The sequence below is a fragment of the Falsiroseomonas bella genome (genome assembly GCF_003173615.1).
Lineage (GTDB): Bacteria > Pseudomonadota > Alphaproteobacteria > Acetobacterales > Acetobacteraceae > Falsiroseomonas > Falsiroseomonas bella.
This window is the reverse complement of the sequence record NZ_QGNA01000003.1, coordinates 530999-550937: the sequence shown is the minus strand read 5'-3', so window position 1 is coordinate 550937 and position 19939 is coordinate 530999. Positions and strand designations below refer to the sequence as shown.

The 19939-nt window shown below is 70.3% G+C and carries 17 protein-coding genes; 10 read left to right on the top strand and 7 right to left on the bottom strand.

The annotated features are described in order from the left end of the window. Positions 1 to 39: 39 nt before the first annotated feature. Positions 40 to 504 (bottom strand): Holliday junction resolvase RuvX, encoded by a 465-nt coding sequence (gene ruvX / locus DFH01_RS15195; RefSeq protein WP_109871287.1) that lies wholly within the window; start codon positions 502 to 504, stop codon positions 40 to 42. Between the two features lie 49 nt (positions 505 to 553). Next, positions 554 to 1879 (bottom strand): vanadium-dependent haloperoxidase, encoded by a 1326-nt coding sequence (locus DFH01_RS15190; RefSeq protein WP_146217071.1) that lies wholly within the window; start codon positions 1877 to 1879, stop codon positions 554 to 556. A gap of 222 nt (positions 1880 to 2101) precedes the next feature. Between DFH01_RS15190 and gatC the strand changes: the two genes are divergently transcribed. From gatC to DFH01_RS15170, 4 genes are read left to right on the top strand one after another with little or no spacing between them, the layout of a single operon-like run. Further along, a complete protein-coding gene (gatC, locus tag DFH01_RS15185; RefSeq protein WP_109871285.1) occupies positions 2102 to 2398 on the top strand; it encodes an Asp-tRNA(Asn)/Glu-tRNA(Gln) amidotransferase subunit GatC in 297 nt (98 codons plus the stop codon). Continuing rightward, entirely contained in the window at positions 2398 to 3879 is a 1482-nt protein-coding gene (gatA, locus tag DFH01_RS15180) for an Asp-tRNA(Asn)/Glu-tRNA(Gln) amidotransferase subunit GatA (RefSeq protein WP_109871284.1), read from the top strand. The genes gatC and gatA overlap by 1 nt, the downstream gene beginning before the upstream one ends. Next, a complete protein-coding gene (gatB, locus tag DFH01_RS15175) occupies positions 3876 to 5324 on the top strand; it encodes an Asp-tRNA(Asn)/Glu-tRNA(Gln) amidotransferase subunit GatB (RefSeq protein WP_109871283.1) in 1449 nt (482 codons plus the stop codon). Before gatA ends, gatB begins: the two co-directional genes overlap by 4 nt. Positions 5325 to 5376: 52 nt before the next feature. Further along, positions 5377 to 6456, top strand: coding sequence for an AI-2E family transporter (locus DFH01_RS15170; protein ID WP_109871282.1), 1080 nt, complete (start codon positions 5377 to 5379; stop codon positions 6454 to 6456). Positions 6457 to 6478: 22 nt separating this feature from the next. Here DFH01_RS15170 and DFH01_RS15165 read toward each other — a convergent pair whose 3' ends face one another. Both DFH01_RS15165 and DFH01_RS15160 read right to left on the bottom strand, forming a co-directional pair. After that, positions 6479 to 8071 carry an ABC transporter substrate-binding protein gene (locus DFH01_RS15165; protein ID WP_109871650.1) on the bottom strand — a complete coding sequence of 531 codons (1593 nt, stop codon included), beginning with the start codon at positions 8069 to 8071 and terminating at the stop codon, positions 6479 to 6481. Positions 8072 to 8107: 36 nt separating this feature from the next. Continuing rightward, positions 8108 to 9046, bottom strand: coding sequence for an NAD(P)H-dependent flavin oxidoreductase (locus DFH01_RS15160; protein ID WP_109871281.1), 939 nt, complete (start codon positions 9044 to 9046; stop codon positions 8108 to 8110). Positions 9047 to 9168: 122 nt separating this feature from the next. On the opposite strand from DFH01_RS15160, the gene DFH01_RS15155 reads away from it, so the two are divergent. The 6 genes from DFH01_RS15155 (at position 9169) to DFH01_RS15130 (ending at position 16825) form a co-directional block, all read left to right on the top strand. After that, positions 9169 to 11235 (top strand): 3-hydroxyacyl-CoA dehydrogenase NAD-binding domain-containing protein, encoded by a 2067-nt coding sequence (locus DFH01_RS15155; protein WP_109871280.1) that lies wholly within the window; start codon positions 9169 to 9171, stop codon positions 11233 to 11235. Continuing rightward, positions 11235 to 12854 carry an AMP-binding protein gene (locus DFH01_RS15150; RefSeq protein WP_109871279.1) on the top strand — a complete coding sequence of 540 codons (1620 nt, stop codon included), beginning with the start codon at positions 11235 to 11237 and terminating at the stop codon, positions 12852 to 12854. Before DFH01_RS15155 ends, DFH01_RS15150 begins: the two co-directional genes overlap by 1 nt. 5 nt (positions 12855 to 12859) lie before the next feature. Next, on the top strand, positions 12860 to 14059 hold the full coding sequence (locus DFH01_RS15145; RefSeq protein ID WP_109871278.1) for an acyl-CoA dehydrogenase family protein: 1200 nt from the start codon (positions 12860 to 12862) through the stop codon (positions 14057 to 14059). Between the two features lie 6 nt (positions 14060 to 14065). Then, entirely contained in the window at positions 14066 to 15190 is a 1125-nt protein-coding gene (locus DFH01_RS15140) for an acyl-CoA dehydrogenase family protein (RefSeq protein WP_109871277.1), read from the top strand. Between the two features lie 31 nt (positions 15191 to 15221). After that, positions 15222 to 16193 carry a tripartite tricarboxylate transporter substrate binding protein gene (locus DFH01_RS15135; protein ID WP_109871276.1) on the top strand — a complete coding sequence of 324 codons (972 nt, stop codon included), beginning with the start codon at positions 15222 to 15224 and terminating at the stop codon, positions 16191 to 16193. 185 nt (positions 16194 to 16378) lie between these two features. Next, complete coding sequence (locus DFH01_RS15130; RefSeq protein ID WP_109871275.1) at positions 16379 to 16825, top strand: NUDIX hydrolase; 447 nt, start codon at positions 16379 to 16381, stop codon at positions 16823 to 16825. Between the two features lie 9 nt (positions 16826 to 16834). Here the strand turns inward: DFH01_RS15130 and hydA are convergent, their stop codons facing one another. The 3 genes from hydA to DFH01_RS15115 form a co-directional block, all read right to left on the bottom strand. After that, positions 16835 to 18274, bottom strand: coding sequence for a dihydropyrimidinase (gene hydA / locus DFH01_RS15125; protein ID WP_109871274.1), 1440 nt, complete (start codon positions 18272 to 18274; stop codon positions 16835 to 16837). Positions 18275 to 18304: 30 nt separating this feature from the next. After that, complete coding sequence (locus DFH01_RS15120; RefSeq protein ID WP_109871273.1) at positions 18305 to 18994, bottom strand: amino acid ABC transporter permease; 690 nt, start codon at positions 18992 to 18994, stop codon at positions 18305 to 18307. A gap of 107 nt (positions 18995 to 19101) precedes the next feature. Continuing rightward, positions 19102 to 19926: an ABC transporter substrate-binding protein gene (locus DFH01_RS15115; protein ID WP_109871272.1), complete on the bottom strand. Its 825-nt coding sequence runs from the start codon at positions 19924 to 19926 to the stop codon at positions 19102 to 19104. Between the last annotated feature and the right edge of the window lie 13 nt (positions 19927 to 19939).

Genomic DNA, 19939 nt, shown 5'->3' with positions numbered 1-19939 from the left:
GACCTTCGGGCCTCGCGGCCCTCCGGTCATCGGGCCGCCTCAGCCCGGATGGGTCGCGTCCAGCGCCGCCTGGAGCATGTAGGCCGCCGCAGCCGCATCCACGCGTTCCGCCCGCTTGGCGCGCGACAGGTCGGCCTCGATCATCGCCCGGTTCACGGCCGCGGAGGACAGCCGCTCGTCCCAGAAGGCCACGGGCAGCGCGGCCGCCTCGGCCAGCGCCCGGCCCCAATCCTTCGCCGCCTGCGCCGCCGGGCCGAAGCTGCCATCCATGCCGAGCGGCAGCCCGACAACCAGTCCGCCGGCGCCTTCCTTCCGCGCGATCGCCGCCACCTCGGCCGCCACCGCGCCGAGCTTCCCCCGCTTCAGCGCCGTGTAGGGCGAGGCGAGGGTCAGCGACACGTCCGACAGCGCCACGCCGATCACCTTCGTGCCGGGATCGAGACCGATCAGCCTTGTGGCGCGGGGCAGGCTGGCGCGGAGCTCGGCGACGGTCAGGGGCGGCATGGCGCCGGAAGGACCGGATCGGCCCCCGCCGGTCAAGCCGCCCCGTCGCCTACTCCACCGGCCTCAGGTGGTTCGCCACCGCGTAACGGCCGATCCGCCGCCCGAGCTCGAGCCCCGCATCGCAGGCGAAGCGGAAATGCAGCCCGGCGGCGATGCGGCTTTCGGCATTCTCGCGCGCTGCGGCGGCGAAACCCTGGAAGCGCCGCACCGGGTTCTCCGGCAGGGCGGTGGTCGAGGCCAGCGCGAAAGGCGTGGCATCGCCGAGGAGCTCCGCCATAACCGCCGCCGCCGCAGCCCCGAGCGTGGCATGGGTGGAGGGATGGTCCTGCACGGGCGGGGTCGGCAGCAGCGGCTCCCAGGCGGGGTCGGGCGACGTTTCCGGGTTGAAGTCCTGCGCCGCCATGCGGATCGCCGTCACCGGGCGCCAGAAATCATGGTGGATCTTGGAATCCCAGCCCGCGATGTAGCCATCCGCCAGGGCCATGTTGACCAGGGCAAACAGCCGCGCGGCGTCCCACAGGTCCAGCGCATGCTCCCGCGCGGCCACGCGCGCCACCCGGTTCCAGCCGATGTCGGAGAACTCGTACCAGAAATGGGCGGCGTGCGTCTGGTCCTCCGTCCGGTCCGCCGAATCCTTGCCGCCGATGCGCTTCACCTCCGCGAAGGCGCGGGCATAGGCAGCGCTCTCGACCGAGGTCGGCGGGGCGGTGCGGAACTGCGCGGGCCGGAGCAGGGCGAAGGGCCGGACGGAGCGCCACTGCGGCGCAAACAGGAAATCGTAGCCCGGCGTGTAGCGATAGGCGCCGACATGGTTCATCGGCCCGTAGCGCTCGACCCGGTCGGCGCCGTCGCCGGCACGCGAGACCAGCATGGTCGCGGCCACGGTCTCGCCGAGCAGGCGCCCGCGCGCCACCGCCTCGCCCCGCCCGGCCTCCAGCATCGTCTTCTCGGCCTCGAAGGCGAGGGCCTCGCGCTGGCCGGGGCAGAGGGCGCGCAGGACGCCATGCGCCGCGGCCGAGGCCGCCACGGCCGGGTCCGCGCCCTGCACGGCCGACAGCGGCAGGTGGGTGGCGAAGCGCGGCGCCGCGGCGTTCACCGCGTCATGCATCGCCAGATGCATCATGGCGAGGATGCGGCTGGCGGCGAGCGGGTCGCGATAGCCGTCCTTCGCCTTGATCGCCTGGTAGGCGGCGAGGCTCCAGCGCGCGACGAGATCGCCGCCCGGATCGAAGCCGGGCTCGGCGGCCTGGCCCGCAGCGGCGGCTTGGCCCGTCGCCAGATACGCCCCGGCCATGCCCGCGCCGCCACCGAAGGCGGCCGCGGCCAGCAGGGCGAGGCCTCGGCGGCCGAAAGCGTGTGTCGGGTGCTCTGGCATCGTGTGGCTCCGCTGCGCTTCGCCGCGCACGGCGCGGCCTTGGCGCCGGGTTTTGGGCCAAGGGCGTTTCCAGGCGATTGCGCCGCGGCGAGAATCAGGTTTCGCGCCCGTTTCGCCGGCGTGTCGCGTGCGACGCCGGTGGCGCGGATGGCGCGGGCCTTGACTTCCGCCGCCCTCGGCGCTTCCTGCCGGGGTCATTCAAGCCTGGAAAACCGCCCGAAAATGTCGCTCGACGCCGCCACCGTGAGGCGCATCGCCTCGCTGGCCCGCATTCGCCTGGAAGAGGACGAGGTCGGCCGCATGCAGGCCGAGCTGAACGGCATCCTGGGCTGGATCGAGCAACTGCAGGCGGTGGACACCGAGGGGGTGGAGCCGATGGCCGGCGGCGCGCCGGAGGGCCAGCCGGCGATGCGCATGCGCGAGGATGCGGTGACCGATGGCGGCCAGGCGGATGCCGTGCTGGCGAATGCGCCGGACCGCATGGGTGCCTATTTCGGCGTGCCGAAGGTGGTCGAGTGATGCGCCTGACCGATCACACGCTGCGCTCCGCCCTGGATGCGCTGAATGCAGGCGAGACGACCTCCGTTGCGCTGACCGAGGCGTTCCTGGAGGGCATCGCGCGCCTGAACCCGCGGCTGAACGCCTTCATCACCGTCTCGGCCGACCAGGCGCTGGAGGCGGCGAAGGCCTCCGACGCGCGGCGCGCGGTGGGGAAGGCGGGGCCGCTGGAAGGCGCTCCGCTGGCGATCAAGGACCTGTTCTGCACGGCCGGCACACAGACCACCGCCGGCAGCGCGATCCTCGGCGGCTTCGTCCCACCTTACGAGAGCACTGTAACAAAAAACCTGCTGCGCGACGGCGCGGTGTTCCTGGGCAAGGTGAATCTCGACGAGTTCGCCATGGGCTCCTCCAACAAGACCAGCGCCTATGGCGCGGTGGAGAACCCCTGGTCGCGCGCCAACGACCCCGATACGCGCCTGGTGCCGGGCGGGTCCTCGGGCGGGTCGGCGGCGGCGGTGGCCGCGCATCTGGCGCTTGGCGCGACAGCGACCGACACCGGCGGCTCCATCCGCCAGCCGGCGGCCTTCTGCGGCATCGCCGGCATCAAGCCGACCTATGGCCGCTGCTCGCGCTTCGGCATCGTGGCGTTTGCGAGCTCGCTGGACCAGGCGGGCCCCGTCGCGCGCACCGTCGAGGATTGCGCGATCCTGTTGCGCAGCATGGCGGGCTTCGACCCGCGGGACGCGACCAGCGCCGACCTGCCGGTGCCCGACTTCGCCGCGGCCTGCGCGCGCCCGGTGAAGGGGCTGCGGATCGGCGTGCCGCGCGAGTACCGCCTGGACGGCATGGCGCCGGAGATCGAGGCGCTGTGGCGGCAGGGGCTGGACTGGCTGGTGCAGCAGGGTGCGACGCTGGTGGACATCAGCCTGCCGCACACGAAATACGCGCTGCCGACCTACTATGTGGTGGCGCCGGCCGAGGCCTCCTCCAACCTCGCGCGCTATGACGGCGTACGCTTCGGCCTGCGCGAGACGGCGCAAAATTCCGACCTGCGCGACCTGTATGAGCGCACCCGCGCGAAGGGGTTCGGGGCCGAGGTGCAGCGGCGCATCATGATCGGCACCTATGTGCTGAGCGCCGGCTACTACGACGCCTACTACCTCAAGGCCCAGAAGGTGCGCGCGCTGATCCGCCGCGACTTCGAGCAGGCCTGGGGCCAGGTGGACGCCATCGTCACGCCGGCGACGCCCTCGGCGGCCTTCGGCATGGACGAGAAGCAGGACGATCCGGTGACGATGTACCTGAACGACGTCTTCACCGTGACGGCGAACCTCGCGGGCCTTCCCGGCATCGCCGTGCCGGCGGGACTGGACGCGCAGGGCCTGCCGCTCGGCCTGCAGGTGATCGGCAAGCCCTGGGACGAGGAAACCTGCTTCAGCGTCGGCGCGGCGATCGAACGCGCGGCAAACTTCACGGCGGTTCCGGGGATCCGCGCATGAGCTACACCATCGAAGGCAACACCGGCCCCTGGGAGCTGGTCATCGGCCTGGAAGTCCACGCCCAGGTCATCTCCCACTCCAAGCTGTTCTCCGGCGCCGCGACCGCCTTCGGCGCCGAGCCGAACAGCCAGGTGTCCTTCATCGACGCCGGATTCCCCGGCATGCTGCCGGTGATCAACCGCGAATGCGTGGCGCAGGCCGTGCGCACCGGGCTCGGGCTGAATGCCGAGATCAACCTCTGGTCCCGCTTCGACCGGAAGAACTACTTCTACGCCGACCTGCCGCAGGGCTATCAGATCAGCCAGTACGCCCACCCGATCGTCGGCAAGGGCGAGATCGAGATCGAACTTGCGGACGGCGCGAAGAAGATCGTGGGCATCACGCGCCTGCACCTCGAGCAGGACGCAGGAAAGTCGCTGCACGACCAGCACCCGACGAAGAGCTTCATCGACCTCAACCGCTCCGGCGTCGCGCTGATGGAGATTGTTTCAGAACCCGACATGCGCAGCCCGGAAGAAGCCGGGGCGTATCTCACCAAGCTGAGACAGATCCTGCGCTACCTCGGCACCTGCGACGGCAACATGGACGAGGGCTCGATGCGTGCCGACGTCAATGTCTCCGTCCGCAAGGCGGGCGAGGGCTACCGCACGCGCTGCGAGGTGAAGAACGTCAACAGCGTGAAGTTCGTCATGCAGGCCGTCGAGGCCGAGGCGCGGCGCCAGATCGAGGTGTGGGAATCCGGCGGCACCGTCGAGCAGGAGACGCGCCTGTTCGACACGCAGCGCGGCACGACGCGCTCGATGCGGTCGAAGGAGGATGCGCATGACTACCGCTACTTCCCCGAGCCCGACCTGCCGCCGCTGGTCCTGGAGCCGGACTGGGTCGAGCAGCTGAAGGCGTCGCTGCCCGAACTGCCGGATGTGCGTCGCGCGCGCTACGTCGCCATGGGCCTCACGCCCTATGACGCGCATGTCCTGACGCTGGAGAAGGAGACCGCCGCCTTCTTCGAGACGGTGGCGAAGGGCCGCGACGCGAAGCAGGCGGCGAACTGGGTGACCGGCGATTTCTTCGCCGCCCTCAACCGCCTGAAGCGCGACATCACCGACCCGCCGGTGACCGCCGAGAACCTCGGCGGATTGCTCGACCTGATCGCTGACGGAACCGTCAGCGGCAAGCTGGCGAAAGAAATATTCGAGATCATGATCGAGACGGGCAAGGCGCCCGGCGTGATCGTCGAGGAACGCGGCCTGAAGCAGGTGACCGACACCGGCGCCATCGAGGCCGCGGTCGCCGATGTGCTGGCGAAGAACGCCGACAAGGTCGCGGAATACAAGTCCGGCAAGGACAAGCTGTTCGGCTTCTTCGTGGGCCAGACGATGAAGGCCATGCAGGGCAAGGGCAATCCCGCGCTCGTGAACGAGGTGGTCAAGAAGCTCCTGGGCTGAGTATTTTCCTCATGCGCGCCGCGCCGCCGGCGCGCAGGGGAGATTCCCGGTCATGGACCAGCCACCGCCGCCGCAGCCGCAGGGCCTCGCGCCGATCATGGAGCGCGGCCTTGCCATCCTCGCGGTCGGCGGCGTGGTGCTCGGCATCCTGGCAACGCTGCAGCCCTTCGCGACCTCCATCATGTTTGGCGCGATCCTGGCCATCGCGCTCTGGCCGCTGCGCGACACGCTGGTCCGGCGCGGCATCGGCCGCGGGCTCGCCGCGACGCTGCTGATCCTCCTGGTTCTGGCCGCCATCGTGTTGCCGACGCTCGCCATCGCCCCGGGCCTGGTCGAAGCGATCAATGCGGGGATGGTCTGGGCGCGCGAAGCGCTGCTGCGCGCGCCGCTCGAGCCGCCCGCGTGGCTCGCCGACCTGCCGGTGGTGGGCAGCAAGGTCACCGCGGGCTGGGGGCAGCTGGCCGAGGCTCGGGACAATCTGGGAGCGGTGATCGCGCCCTATCTGGTTCGCTTCCAGTCGGTGCTGCTGAGCGTCGCCGGCGGGCTGGCCGACAGCCTGATCCAGATGCTGCTGGCGCTGGCCGTCGCGGCGATGTTCTGGACCTCGGGCGAAGCGATCGCGGACTCGCTGCAGCATGCCGCGCGGCGGATCGGCGGGGCGACCGGCGCCGATGTGCTGGCGACCGCGAGCGGCGCGGTGCGCTCGGTGGCCTATGGCGTGGTCGGGACCTCGATCTGGCAGGGCGTGGCGGCGGCGATCGGCTACGCCATCGCCGGTGTTCCCGCCGCCTCGCTGCTAGGATTCCTCACCTTCGTCTTCTCGATCAGCCAAGTGCTGAGCCCTCTGGTGGTCGCCATGTGGATCGGCGCCGCCTGGTGGCTGTTCGACCAGGGGCAGACCGGATGGGCGGTCTTCATGGCCGCCTGGGGCCTGACCGCCATCTCCTCCGCCGACAACCTGATCCGCCCGATGCTGATCAAGCGCGGCGTGGACATGCCGCTGTCCATCGTGATCATCGGCGTGTTCGGCGGCTTCGTCGCCTTCGGGTTCCTGGGCCTGTTCATCGGCCCGGTACTGCTTGCGGTCGGCCTGGTGATGCTGCGGGCCTGGCGGGCGGCGACGCCGGTGTGACGCCGCCGCCCTGTTTCTCCGATCAGGCGGGCCGCACACCCCAGGGATAGGGCATGCTGCCTTTCTGGAAGCCGGTCAGGTTCCGCCGGTAGGCCGTGCGCATGGTGAACTGGCCGAGCGGCACCGTCGCCACGTCGTCCTGCGCAAGCTTGTTCAGCTCGTTCGCGATGGTGAGCTGCTTGTCGGCATCCGGCGCGTCAAGCCAGGCCGCGACCAGTTCCTGCGCCCGCGGGCTGGTGTACCAGCCAAACCAGCCGGTCGGGCCGGGGCCCTTCACCAGCGAGGAGACGGCGGGGTTCAGGTAGGCCAGCGCCGAACCATAGGTGTGGAAGATGCTCCAGCCGCCCTGCTCGACCGGTTCCGTGCGCACGCGGCGCTGCACGACCGTGCCCCAGTCGGTCTCCGCCAGTTCCACGTTGAAGCCGATGCGGCGCAGCCGGTCGGCCGTCACCTGGCCATGCGGCCCGATCAGCGGGAAGTCGGTGGGGTTGATGATGACGACCTTCTCGCCCTTGTAGCCGCTGGCCTGCAGCGCCGCGCGGGCCCGGTCCAGGTTGCGCGGCGGCGCGTTGACCGGCGAGAGGTCCTCCGTGCCCAGCGGCGTGCCGCAAGGAAAGAGGCTGCGGCAAACGCGCCAGACGCTGCGGTCGTCGCCGAGCGTCGCGCGCATGTATTCCTCCTGGTCCACGGCGAGCGCGACGGCCTGGCGCACCTTCACGTCGTTGAACGGCGCCTGCAGGTGGTTCAGCCGCATGATCGACATGATGCCGTAGGGGTTCAGCACGTCCACGGTGACGTTGCGGTTGCGCTGCAGGGTCGGGATCAGGTCGGGCAGGGGCTGGTCCAGCCAATCCACCTCGCCGGCCTGCAACGCCGCGGCGGCGGTCGCGGGGTCTGGCAGGATGTGCCACTCGATGCGCGGGAAATGCGCGATCTTGCCGCCCGCCGCACCGTCCGCGGCCTCGCTGCGTGGGCGATAGCCGTCGAACTTCTCGTAGACCAGGCGACTTCCGGCGACGAACTCGTTGCTGCGGAAGCGGTAGGGACCGCTTCCCACCACCTCGCTCACCTGCGTGTTCGCATCGGTGCGCGCCAGGCGCTCCGGCATGATGAAGGGCACGTTCGCATCAGGCTTGCTCAGCGCGTCCAGCATAAGGGCGAAGGGGCGCTTGAGCCTGATCTCGATCGTCCGGTCATCGGGCGCGCGCCACTCGTCCACGCGTTCGGCCAGGATCTGGCCGAAGGGGTCGCGCTTCGCCCAGCGCGCCAGGGAGGCCGTGCAATCCTGGGCGCGCACCGGCTCGCCATCATGGAAGCGCAGGCCCTCGCGCAGGCGGATGCGCCAGATGCGGCCATCGGCCGAGACCTCGTGCCGCTCCGCCATCTGTGGCCGCGGGCGGAGCTGGCCGTCCATGCCATAGAGCGTGTCGTACACGTGATAGCCGTGCATCTGCGTCACGATCGCCGTCGTCCAGATCGGATCGAGCGTGGCGACGTTGGCCTGCGGCACGAAGCGCAGCGTCATCGCGCGCGTGGATTGCCCGAGGGCGGGCGCGACGAGACCGCCTGAGGCCGCGAGGCCCGCGGCGGCGGTCATGAAGCTACGACGACGCATCATCTTCCTCCTGTTGTGCTTTTAGTTGTTCGAAGGCTAGGCGTGCGACGCGCCCTCGGTCAACGCGTGGCGTGCGGCGCGGTATTCGGCCGTGAGCCGCGCCACGACCTCGCCCGCCGGCAGGACCTCCGCGATGCCGCCGACGCCCTGGCCGGCGCCGAAGATGTCCTTCCAGGGCCGCGGCCGGTTCGCGCCATAGCCGCTGCGCGCCTGCTCTGCCGGCAGCGCTTCGGGGTCGAGCCCCTGCGCGGCGATCGAGGGCTTCAGGTAGTTCGCCGGCACGCCGCTGAAGAAGGGCGTGTAGAGGATGTCGGCGGCGCGGCTCTCGACGATCATCGCCTTGTGGCGTTCGTTCGCCATGGATTCCGTCGTCGCGATGAAGCGCGTGCCGACATAGGCGAGGTCCGCGCCCATCGCCTGCGCCGCCAGGATCTGCCGCCCCTGGGTGATGGCGCCCGACAGAGCGAGCGGCCCGCCGAAGATGCGCCGCACCTCGTCCACCAGGGCGAAGGGCGAGAGCGTGCCGGCATGGCCGCCCGCACCGGCCGCCACCAGCACCAGCCCGTCCACGCCGGCTTCCAGCGCCTTCTCCGCATGGCGCAGCGTGGTGACGTCGTGCAGCACGATGCCGCCCCAGCCATGCACCTGCTTCGCGATGTCGCCCGGTGCGCGCAGCGAGGTGATGACGATGGGCACGCGATGCCGCGCGCAGGCGGCAAGATCATGCTCCAGCCGCGCGTTGCTGCCATGCACGATCAGGTTCACGGCGAAGGGCGCGTCGCCTTGCCGCAGGCCTTCGCGAATGCGCGTGAGCCACACGTCCAGTTCCGCCTCCGGCCGCGCATTCAGGGAGGGGAAGGAGCCGACGATGCCGGCGCGGCACTGCGCGATCACCAGTTCCGGGTTGGAGACGAGGAACATCGGCGCGCCAATCACCGGCAGGGCCAGGTTCTGCAGAAGGGGCGGCAGGGGCATGCACGGGGTCCGGAGCGGTCTGGGGCCGAGCATGCCGTCCGCGCCCGCCCCCGTCCAATCGCCTTGACCCGGTGTGGGGGGCGGGCGATCAAGCCGGCCGGATAAATCAGGGGAAGCGCAGCATGACAGGTCCCGTGCGGTTCGAGATCGCCGAGGGCATCGCCATCGCCACCATCGCGAACCCGCCTGTCAACGCGCTCTCCGCCGCGCTGCGCGGCGCGCTGGCCGAGGCGGTGACACGCGCCACGGCGGATCCCGCCATTCGAGGCTTGGTGATCGTCGCGGAGGGCCGCACCTGGATCGCGGGCGCCGACATCTCCGAATTCGGCAAGCCGCCGGTCGCGCCGACCCTCGCCGATTTGATCGCGCTGCTGGATGGCTGCCCGAAGCCCGTGGTGGCGGCGATTCATGCCGCGGCGCTCGGCGGCGGGCTGGAGGTGGCGATGGCCTGCACGGCGCGGCTGATCGGGCCCGCCGCGAAGCTCGGCCTGCCGGAGGTGAAGCTCGGCCTGCTGCCGGGCAGCGGCGGTACGCAGCGCGCGCCGCGGCTGATGGGCGCCGCGCCGGCGCTGAAGCTGATGGTGCAGGGCGATCCGCTGGACGCCAAGGCCGCGGTCGCCGCGGGGCTCGCTGATGCGCTGGTAGAGGGCAACCTCCGCGCCGCCGCCTGCGCCCATGCCGCGAAGCTTGCCGGCGAGCCTCTGCCCAGGCCTGTTTCGCAGCGCGACGAGGGGCTGGGTTCCCGCGACGCCTTCGAGGCGGAGGCCGCTGCCCTGGCGAAGCGCGCCGCGACCGAGCCGCAGGTCGCCGCCATGATCGCCTGCGTCCGCGCGGCCTTTGAGAAGCCCTTTGCCGAGGCCCTGGCCGAGGAACGCCAGGCCTTCCTCGATCTGCTGCAGGACCCGCGCAGCAAGGCGCTACGCCACGTCTTCTTCGCGGAGCGCGAGGCGGCGAAGATCGCGAACCTTCCGGAAGGCACGAAGCCGCGGAAGGTGGAACGCGCCGCGGTGCTCGGCGCCGGCACGATGGGCGCGGGCATCGCGATGTGCTTTGCCAATGCCGGCATTCCCGTGCGCGTGATCGAGACGGACGAGGCCGCCATGAAGCGCGGCCTCGACCGCATCCGCGCCACCTACGAGGCCAGCGTGAAGCGCGGCAGCCTGACGCCGGAGAGGCGCGCTGCGCGCATGGCGCTGGTCGAGGGTGCGGTCGGCCTCGACGCCGCCGGCGACGCCGACATCGTGATCGAGGCGGTGTTCGAGGAGATGGGGCTGAAGAAGCAGGTCTTTTCCACCTTGGACAAGGTGGCGAAGCCCGGCGCGGTGCTGGCCTCGAACACCTCCTATCTCGACATCGACGAGATGGCGGCGGCGACAAGCCGACCGGGCGACGTGCTGGGGATGCATTTCTTCTCGCCGGCGAACGTCATGCGGCTGCTGGAGGTCGTGCGCGCGAAGCACACCGCGCCGGATGCGCTGGCGACGGCGGCAGAGATCGGACGGAAACTCGGCAAGGTGCCGGTGGTGGTGGGCGTCTGCTTCGGCTTCGTCGGCAACCGCATGCTGGCGCGGCGCACGCAGCAGGTGGAGCGCCTGCTGCTGGAAGGCGCGCTGCCGGACCAGGTGGACAAGGCGCTGACGGATTTCGGCTTCCGCATGGGCCCCTGCGCGATGGGCGACCTGGCCGGGCTCGACATCGGCTGGCGCATCCGCAAGGCGACCGGCAAGCGTGCGCCGGTGGCCGATGCGCTGGTGGAGGCCGGCCGGCTCGGCCAGAAGACCGGCAAGGGCTACTACCTGTATCCGGAAGGCGCGCGCGCCGGCGTGCCCGATCCCGACGTGGCCGCGCTGATCGCGAACGTTGCGGCGCAGGAAGGCGTGGCGCGCCGCGCGATCGGTCAGGAGGAGATCCTCGACCGCCTGCTGCTGCCGATGGTGAACGAGGGCGCTCGTATCCTGGAGGAAGGCATCGCCGCCCGCCCCGGCGACATCGATGTTGTCTGGCTGCACGGCTACAACTGGCCGGCCTGGCGTGGCGGACCGATGCATTGGGCCGATGCGCGCGGGCTGAAGGAGGTCTTCGCGCGGCTGACGGAACTGGCGCGGCAGAGCGGCGACGACAGCCTGGCGCCGGCGCCGCTGCTGGCGCGGCTTGTCGCCGAGGACCGGGGCTTCGCGAGCCTTCGATGATGTCCCGAGTGGCGCATCCCTGGGAGGCGAGCTACCCGCCTGAATGCCGCTGGGACGCGCCGATCGCGCAGGGCACGCTGCCTGGTTTCCTGGACAAGGTCGCGGCGCGCTACGGCGATGCGCCGGCCCTCGGATACCGCGGCGATGTGCTGAGCTATGCCGAAGTGAAGCGGCTTTCCGACCGCGTGGCTGCCGCCCTGATGGCGATGGGCATCGGGCGCGGCGATTGCGTCGCGCTCTACCTGCCCAACACGCCGTGGCATCCGATCTGCTTCTTCGCCGCGCTGCGCACCGGGGCGCGCGTGACGCATCTCTCCGCGCTGGATGCGAAGCGGGAGCTGGCGCACAAGGTGCGGGATTCCGGCGCGACGCTGCTGATCACGACGGGCTTCGCGCCCCTGCTGGAGAATGCGGCCTGGCTGCGCGCGGAAGGCGCCGTGGCCCGCGTGCTGCTGGCGCCGGAGGCGCGCTGGAACGGCGAGGATTTTTCGAACGATTTCCCGCTGCTGCCGGAAGCGGAGCCGACGCAATCCTGGCCCGCGATCGTGCCCGACGACGTCGCGCTGCTGCAATACACCGGTGGCACCACGGGCACGCCGAAGGGCGCGATGCTGACGCATGGCAACCTCACGGCCGCCATCAGCATCTACAAGGCCTGGCGGGACCGCGCGACGATCCCGGAAGGGCAGGGGCGCTGCCTCGTGCTGCTGCCGCTGTTCCACATCTTCGCGCTGACTGCCGTGCTGCTGCGGCAGATGTCGGAAGGCCATCTTTGCCACCTCCGCCCGCGCTTCGACGCGGCGCAGGCGGTTGAGGAGTTTCGGGCGCTCCGCATCACCACCTTCTCCGGCGTGCCAACCATGTGGATCGGCATCCTGAACATGCCGGGCGTGACGCGCGCGCATTTCGCGACGCTGCGCCAGGCCTCCTCCGGCGGCGCGCCGATGCCCTTCGAGGTGCAGCAGAAGCTGGAGACGCTGGTCGGCCTGCGCATCGGCGGCGGCTGGGGCATGACGGAAACCTGCCCCGCCGGCACGCGCATCCCGCCCGATGCGCCGCGGCGCGCCGGCCTCATCGGCCTGCCGCTGCCCGGCATCGAATTGCGCATCGTCGATCCCGATAACCCCACCGTGGAGCGCGCCGTGGGTGAGGTCGGCGAGATGGCGGTGCGGGGGCCGAACGTGTTCTCCGGCTACTGGAACCGTCCCGCCGAAGAGAATGCGCGCGCCTTCGCCGATGGCTGGTTCCTCACCGGCGACATGGGCTGGATGGATGAGCGCGGCCATTTCACGCTGGTGGATCGCCGCAAGAACATGATCCTGTCCGGCGGCTTCAACGTCTATCCCGCGCAGATCGAGCAGGCGATCTACGAGCATCCGGACGTCGCCGAATGTATCGTCATCGGCGTGCCGGATGCGTATCGCGGCCAGGCGGCGAAGGCCTATGTCGCACTGAAACAGGGCGCACGCGGCTTCACGCTTGAGGAGCTGCGCACGTTCCTCGCGGATCGCCTCGGCAAGCACGGGATGCCTGCCGCGCTGGAGATCCGAGACAATCTTCCTCGCAGTGCCGCCGGCAAGCTGCTGGCCAGCGCGCTGCGCGACGAGAACAGGGAGTAGAGGCCATGGAGCTGCGCTACACCGCCGAGGAGATCGCCTTCCGCGACGAGCTGCGGCAGTTCTTCCGCACGCAGATCCCGGCCGAGATCCGCCGCAAGGTCAGCGAGGGCCGCGCCCTGGCGCGGATCGACTACGTCACGTCCCAGAAGATCCTGCATGCGGCGGGGCTGGCGACGCCGAACTGGCCGGTGGAGTGGGGCGGCAAGGACTGGTCCCCGGTGCAGCGCTACATCTTCGTCGAGGAGCTGCAGGCCAATGCCGTGCCGCAGCCGCTCGGCTTCAACGTGACCATGGTCGGCCCGGTCATCGCGACCTTTGGAAGCGAGGACCAGAAGCGCCGCTTCCTGCCGGGTACCGCCAGCCTCGACATCTGGTGGGCGCAGGGCTTCTCCGAGCCCGGTGCCGGCTCCGACCTCGCCAGCCTCAAGACCACCGCGCGGCGCGAGGGCGAGCATTTCGTCATCAACGGCCAGAAGACCTGGACGACGCTCGGCCAGTATGCCGACTGGATTTTTTGTCTCGTTCGGACGGATGCCAGCGCGAAGAAGCAGCAGGGGATCTCGTTCATCCTCATCGACATGAAGACGCCCGGCATCACCGTGCGCCCGATCGTCACCATCGATGGCGGGCATGAGGTGAACGAGGTCTTCTTCGACGAGGTAAAGGTGCCGGCCGAGAACCTTGTCGGCGAGCTCAACAAAGGGTGGGACTATGCGAAGTTCCTGCTTTCCAACGAGCGCATCGGCATCGCGCGCATCGGCATGACCAAGGAACGCCTGGCCCGCGTGAAGCGCCTGGCGCAGGAGACGCCTTCCGGCGAGGGCACGGTCTGGGACGACCCGGATTTCCGCCGCCGCCTCGCCTGGTCGGAGATCGAGCTGAAGGCGCTCGAGATCACGCAGATGCGCGTCGTCGCCGCTCAGCGCACGCGCGCAGCCGACAAGCCGGACCCGTCGAGCTCCATCCTCAAGATCAAGGGCAGCGAGATCCAGCAGCAGGCGACGCAGCTTCTCATGGATGTCGCGGGCCCCTACGCCGCGCCGCGCCCGGATCGCGAGGAGGACGGGCTGAACCTGCCCTCCGTCGGTCCCGAATGGGCGGATGCCGCCGCGCCGCTGTTCTTCAACTTCCGCAAGGTCTCGATCTACGGCGGCTCGAACGAGATCCAGCGCAACATCATCGCGAAAGCGTTCCTGGGGCTCTGACGTCAGATGGATTTCGACCTCACCGACGAACAGCGCCTGCTGGCCGAGAGCGTCAACCGCTTCGTCTCCGACCGCTACGGCGACTTCGAGAAGCGCAAGGCCTACCGTGCGGAAGCGAAGGGCTACGCCGCCGCCAACTGGTCTGCGATGGCGGAGATGGGCTTGCTCGCCCTGCCGTTGACCGAGGAGGAAGGCGGCTTCGGCGGCGGGCCGGTGGAGACGATGCTGGTGATGGAAGCCATCGGCCGCGGCCTGGTGGTGGAGCCCTATCTCGCCACCGTCGTCCTCGGCCTCGGGCTGCTGCGCGGCGCTGGCGGCCCGCCCGAACTGCAGGCGCAGGTCGCCGCAGGCGAGGCGACGCTCGCCTTCGCGCATCAGGAACGCCAGGCGCGCTACGACCTGCACGACCTCGCCACCACCGCGCGGCGCGACGGCGACGCGTATCTCCTCGACGGCGCCAAGGGTGTCGTGCTGAACGGCGACACGGCGGATCGCATCATCGTCTCGGCGCGCCTGTCCGGCGGGCGCCGCGACCGCACCGGCATCGGCCTGTTCCTGCTCGACGCCGCGACGCAAGGCGTCACGCGTCGCGGCTACGCCACGCAGGACGGGCTCCGTGCCGCCGAGATCGTGCTGGAAGGCGCGCGCGCCACGCTGCTGGCGGAGGACGCGCTGCCGCTGGTCGAACGCGTCGCGGACGAAGCGATCGCCGCCCTCTGCGCGGAGGCGGTGGGCGCGATGGAGACGCTGCGCGACCTGACGGTGGACTACCTCAAGACCCGCCAGCAGTTCGGCCGCGCCATCGGCGAGTTCCAGGCCCTGCAGCACCGCGCCGCCGACATGCTGGTGGCCACCGAGCAGGCGCGCAGCATGGCGATGTATGCCGCCATGATGGTGCAGGAGCCCGACGCGGCGGCCCGTTCCACCGCGCTTTCGGCCGCCAAGGCGCTGGTCGGGAAGCTGGCCGACCAGCTCGGCAAGGAGGCGATCCAGCTGCATGGCGGCATCGCCATGACCGAGGAATACAAGGCCGGCCACTACTTCAAGCGGCTGTCCATGCTGAACGTCCTGTTCGGCGACGTGGACCATCATCTCCGGCGCGTGGTCGCGGCCGGCGGCCTCCCGGACTGACCCGACGGGCCGGGCGGCGCGGGGGTACGGGATGCCGCGGAAGGGGATCTGGCGGCGCGCGCTGCTTGCCGGGGTCTTGGCGCTGCCCGCGCGGCCGAGCCTCGGCGGCGCCGGCTTTCCCGGCCGCCCGATCCGCATCCTCGTGCCCTTCCCGCCGGGCGGCACCACCGACCTGCAGATGCGCGCGCTGGCCGAGCCTGCTTCCCGGCGCCTCGGCCAGCCCGTGATCATCGAGAACAAGCCCGGCGCCGGCGGCACGCTCGGCGCCGCGACCATCGCGCGCGGCACGCGGCCGGACGGCTACACGCTTTCGGTCATGCCTGGCAGCGTGTTCCGCATGGCGGCGATGTCGTCGTCACCGCCCTACGACCCGCTCGCGGACTTCACCTGGATCATCCGCCTGGTGGGCTACACCTTCGGCATCGTGGTCCGCGCCGATGCGCCCTGGCGGACCCTGCGGGCGTTCCTGGACGACGCCCGCGCGAATCCGGGACGCATCACCTTCGGCACCCCCGGCGTCGCAACGCTCGATGTCACCATGGAGCAGATCGCCCGCGCCGCCGGCGGCATCCAGTGGGTGCATGTGCCCTTCCGTGGGGGCACGGAGAACCTGCGCGCGCTGCTGGCCGGCCAGATCGACGCCGCGGCCGAGAACAGCCTCTGGGCCGATCTTGTGCTGCAGGGGCGGTTGCGTCTGCTCGCCACCTGGGGCGAGGCGCGTACGGCGCGCTTTCCCGCCGTGCCGACCCTGCTGGAGAGCGGCATCCCGGTCGTCGCCTCCGCCCCCTACGGCTTGGCCGGCCCGCGCGGGATGGACGCCGACGCCGTGCGCATCCTGCATGACGCGTTCCGCGATTCGCTCGACGATCCTGGGCATCGTCAGGTCCTCGCGCGGTTCGACATGCCGCTGCTCTACGCCGACAGCGCCGCCTATGAGCGATACGCCCAGGCGTTCCACGCCGAGGACAGCGCCATGATCCGCGCCATGGGCCTGCGCATCTGAAGGCTGCGGCGCCCGGCGCAGGCGAGATACCCGGACGACCGAACAAGTTGTTGATGTGAAATTTCCGTGGCGCGGAATACTGCCTTTACTTTCGTTAACCGTGTCTCCTTATCGTTCCGATGCGTGCGGTACCAAGGAATGGGCTCTGGGCCCGTCGGATCGCTCGGCTGGGGAAACGAAGCGACATGCCCGATGGCCTTCTTCAGGCCCAGGCCATACAGGCGCGCGCGCCGCGCCAGAGTGCCGCGCTGCCGATCCTCGGCGCCGGCGCGGCGCTGCGTGTCGTGCTGATCACCAGCCGCGAGACGAGGCGCTGGGTAATCCCGAAGGGCTGGATCGAGCCGCGAGAGGCGCCGCATCGCAGCGCGGCGCGGGAGGCCTTCGAGGAGGCCGGGCTGGCCGGCGAGGCGGACCCCGATCCGCTCGGCCTCTATGCCTATCCGAAGCGCCTGGCCAGCGGAGCGGTGCGCCCGACCGAGGTCCTGGTCTTCCGCTACCGCGTCGCCCGGCTGCTGCATGACTGGCCCGAGCGGCGCGAGCGTGAGCGCAAGCTCTTCACCGCCGAGGCGGCAGCGGCGGTGGTGAAGGAGCCGGGTCTCGCCGAACTGCTGCGTAAGCTCCGCTCGGCCTGATGGCCGCCGCTACGGCGCCACGAAGCCGTCCGGCGTGATCCCGCGCGGCTTCACCAGGTCGTAGGGGCCGCGCGGCAGGTAGCGGCCACTGCCGGGCTCGGCCTGCACCTTTCCGTCCCGCATCACCACCTCGCCGCGGCGGATCGTCATGGCCGGCCAGCCGGTGACCTCCAGCCCCTCATAGGGCGTGTAGTCGATCGCGTGCTGCATCAGCGCGTTCGTGATGGTCACCTTCTTCGCCGCATCCCAAAGCACGATGTCGGCATCGCTGCCCGGCTGGATCACGCCCTTGCGCGGATAGAGGCCCATGATCCGCGCCGGGTTGGTCGCGGTCAGCTTCACGAAGTCCTCGAGGCCGATGCGGCCCTTGGAGACACCCTCGCTGAACACGATGGGCAGCCGCGCCGCGAGGCCGGGGATGCCGTTCGGGATGTCGCGGAACACCGCGTCCCGCCCGTTCTGGGCCTTGCCCTGCGTGCCCTCGTAGCTGAAGCCGCAATGGTCGGAGGAGACGACGTCGAGCGTGCCGCGGCGGATCATCTCCCAGATGCGCGCATGCTCGGCCGTGTCGCGCGGCGCCGGGCTGCACATGAACTTCGCGCCCTCGAAGCCGGGGCGGTCCATGTGGGCGGCGGTCAGCGTGACGTATTGGGGACAAGTCTCGCCCCACACCTTCAGCCCGCGCGCCTGGGCGCGGGCGATCTCCTCCGCGGCTTCCTCGCAGGAGACGTGGAAGACCTGGATTGGCTGGTCCACCAGCTCGGCCAGCGCGATGGCGCGGTGCGTCGCTTCCCGCTCCACCACGCGCGGGCGCGACCAGGCGTGGTATTTCGGCGCGGTCATCCCCGCTTCCAGCAGCGCGCGGGTGCGCCAGCCGATCGCGTCGTAGTTCTCGCAATGCACCGTCACCAGGCAGCCATGCCGGCGCGCGGCGAGGAGCACCTTGATGAACTCGGCGTCGTTCAGGTGCAGCGGCTCATAGGTGAGAAACACTTTCAGGCTGCGCACGCCCTCCGCGACGACCTTCGGCACTTCCTCGTTGATCACGGCATCGGTCGGGTCTGCGATGATCTGGTGGAAGGCGTGGTCGAGCATTCCCTTCGCGCCGCGCGCCTTGTAGTCCGCGAAGCGCTCCAGGATGCCGCCGCCCTTGAACTGCGGGATGAAGCAGACGGCGGAGGTGGTGCCGCCGGCGAAGGCGCTGGCGGAGGCGGTGACGAAGCTGTCCTCGTGCACCGTGCCGTTCGCCTCCGGCTGCTCGATGTGGCAATGCGTGTCCACGCCGCCCGGCAGCACAAAGAGCCCGTCGGCCTCGATCACCTGCGCGGCATCGCCGATGCGCTCGGCGATGGCGGCGATGCGGCCGTCCTTGATGCCGATATCGCAGCGCGCGGCGCCGAAGGATGTGGCGACCAGGCCGCCGCGGATCGCGATGTCGTACTCGGGCATGGCGCGTCTCCTATCTGCGCGTCGGGGCGCTCATCGCCGGTCGGCGCGGTCCGCGGCATAGGCGCGACCGTAGCGCGCCTCGAGCCGCCGTTGCACGAAGTCCCAGGCGGTCGTCATCGCCAGGTACCAGATGGCCGCCACGATGAAGAGCTCCAGCACCATGAAGCGTTCCTGGATCAGGATCTGCGTGCGGCGCAGCAGCTCCTCCATGGAGATGACGCTGGCGACGGAGGTGGTCTTGAGCAGGCCGTTCACGGAATTGCCGAGCGGCGGGATGATGATGCGGAAGGCCTGCGGCCAGGTGATGGTGCGGAACACCTGCGACTTGGACAGGCCGAGCGCGAAGCCTGCCTCCCGCTGGCCCTTGCCGACCGCGAGGATGCCGGCGCGCACGATCTCCGAAAGGTAGGCCGCCTCGTTCAGAGAGAGGCCGAGCAGCGCGGCCTGCGTCACGCTGAAGCGAAGGCCGAACAGGGGCAGGCCGGTGTAGATGATCAGCAGTTGCACCAGCAGCGGCGTGCCGCGGAACAGCCAGCAATACGCCGCGGCGACGCCGGACAGTGCGCGATTGCCCGAGAGCCGCATCAGCGCCAGCGCGATCCCCAGCACCAGCCCGCAGGCCAGGGAGGCGACGGTCAGCCACAGCGTGGTGAGCGCGCCTTCCAGCAGGAACGGATTGAAGAGGTACTCGAAGAACCCCGACCAGGACCAGATCTGCATATGCCCTCAGACGCCGTGCGCGCGCCTCATGCCGTCGGCATGCCGGGCGGGGGCGGCATTCGCGGCATCGGCCTGCGCGAGATGCGCAGGCCGCCCGTTCCCGTTCTTCACTGCGGCCCGACGATGGCGAAGGCGCGGTCGGCGATACCGACGCCATACTGGTCGAACAGCCGCTCCAGGCTGCCATCGGCCAGCATCTGCTGCAGCGCCCAGGAGGTCTCCTCCGCCAGCTTGCGCGAGCGGAAGGCGAGCGCCGCCGGCGTCGCGTTCAGCCCGTGCAGCACGCGCGGGAATTCGCCGCGCCGGTCATATTCCGCGGCGACCGCGTCGATGCTTGTCACCGCATCCACCTGGCCCGCGCGCAGCGCCTGGAAGGCGACGGCGAAGTTGTCGAAGGTGCGGATGTTGATCGCGGGCTTGCCCGCCTGGGTCAGGCGCTGGCTGATGGCGCGCAGGCTCCGCTCCTCGAAGCCGCCGAGCTCGACGCCCACGGTCTTGCCGGCCAGGTCGTCCTCGGTGCGGATGCTCTTCGGGTTGCCGCGCGCCGCGCTGATCGCCACCGCGTTGTTCTCGTAGCGGATCATCTGCATCATCCGCGCGCGTTCCTCGGTGTAGAAGATGCCGGTGTTGATCATGTCCCACCGGCGCGCGGCGAGGCCCGGGATCATCGCACTGAACTCGATGCGCACGTATTCCGGCGTCAGGCAGAGCCGCCGCGCGATCTCGTTGCCGAGTTCGATGCGCATCCCCTGCAGCTGGCCCTGCGCGTTGACGAACTGCAGCGGCGGCAGGGTGGGGTTCGTGGACATCACCAGCGTGCCGGGCTTCACCAGCTCGCCCGCCGGCACGCGCGGCGTGCAGTTCTGAGGGGCCTGCGCGAAGGCGGGCGTTGCGATCACCGCCGCGACGGCGGCCAGAATCAGACGACGCATGTTGCTCTCTCCC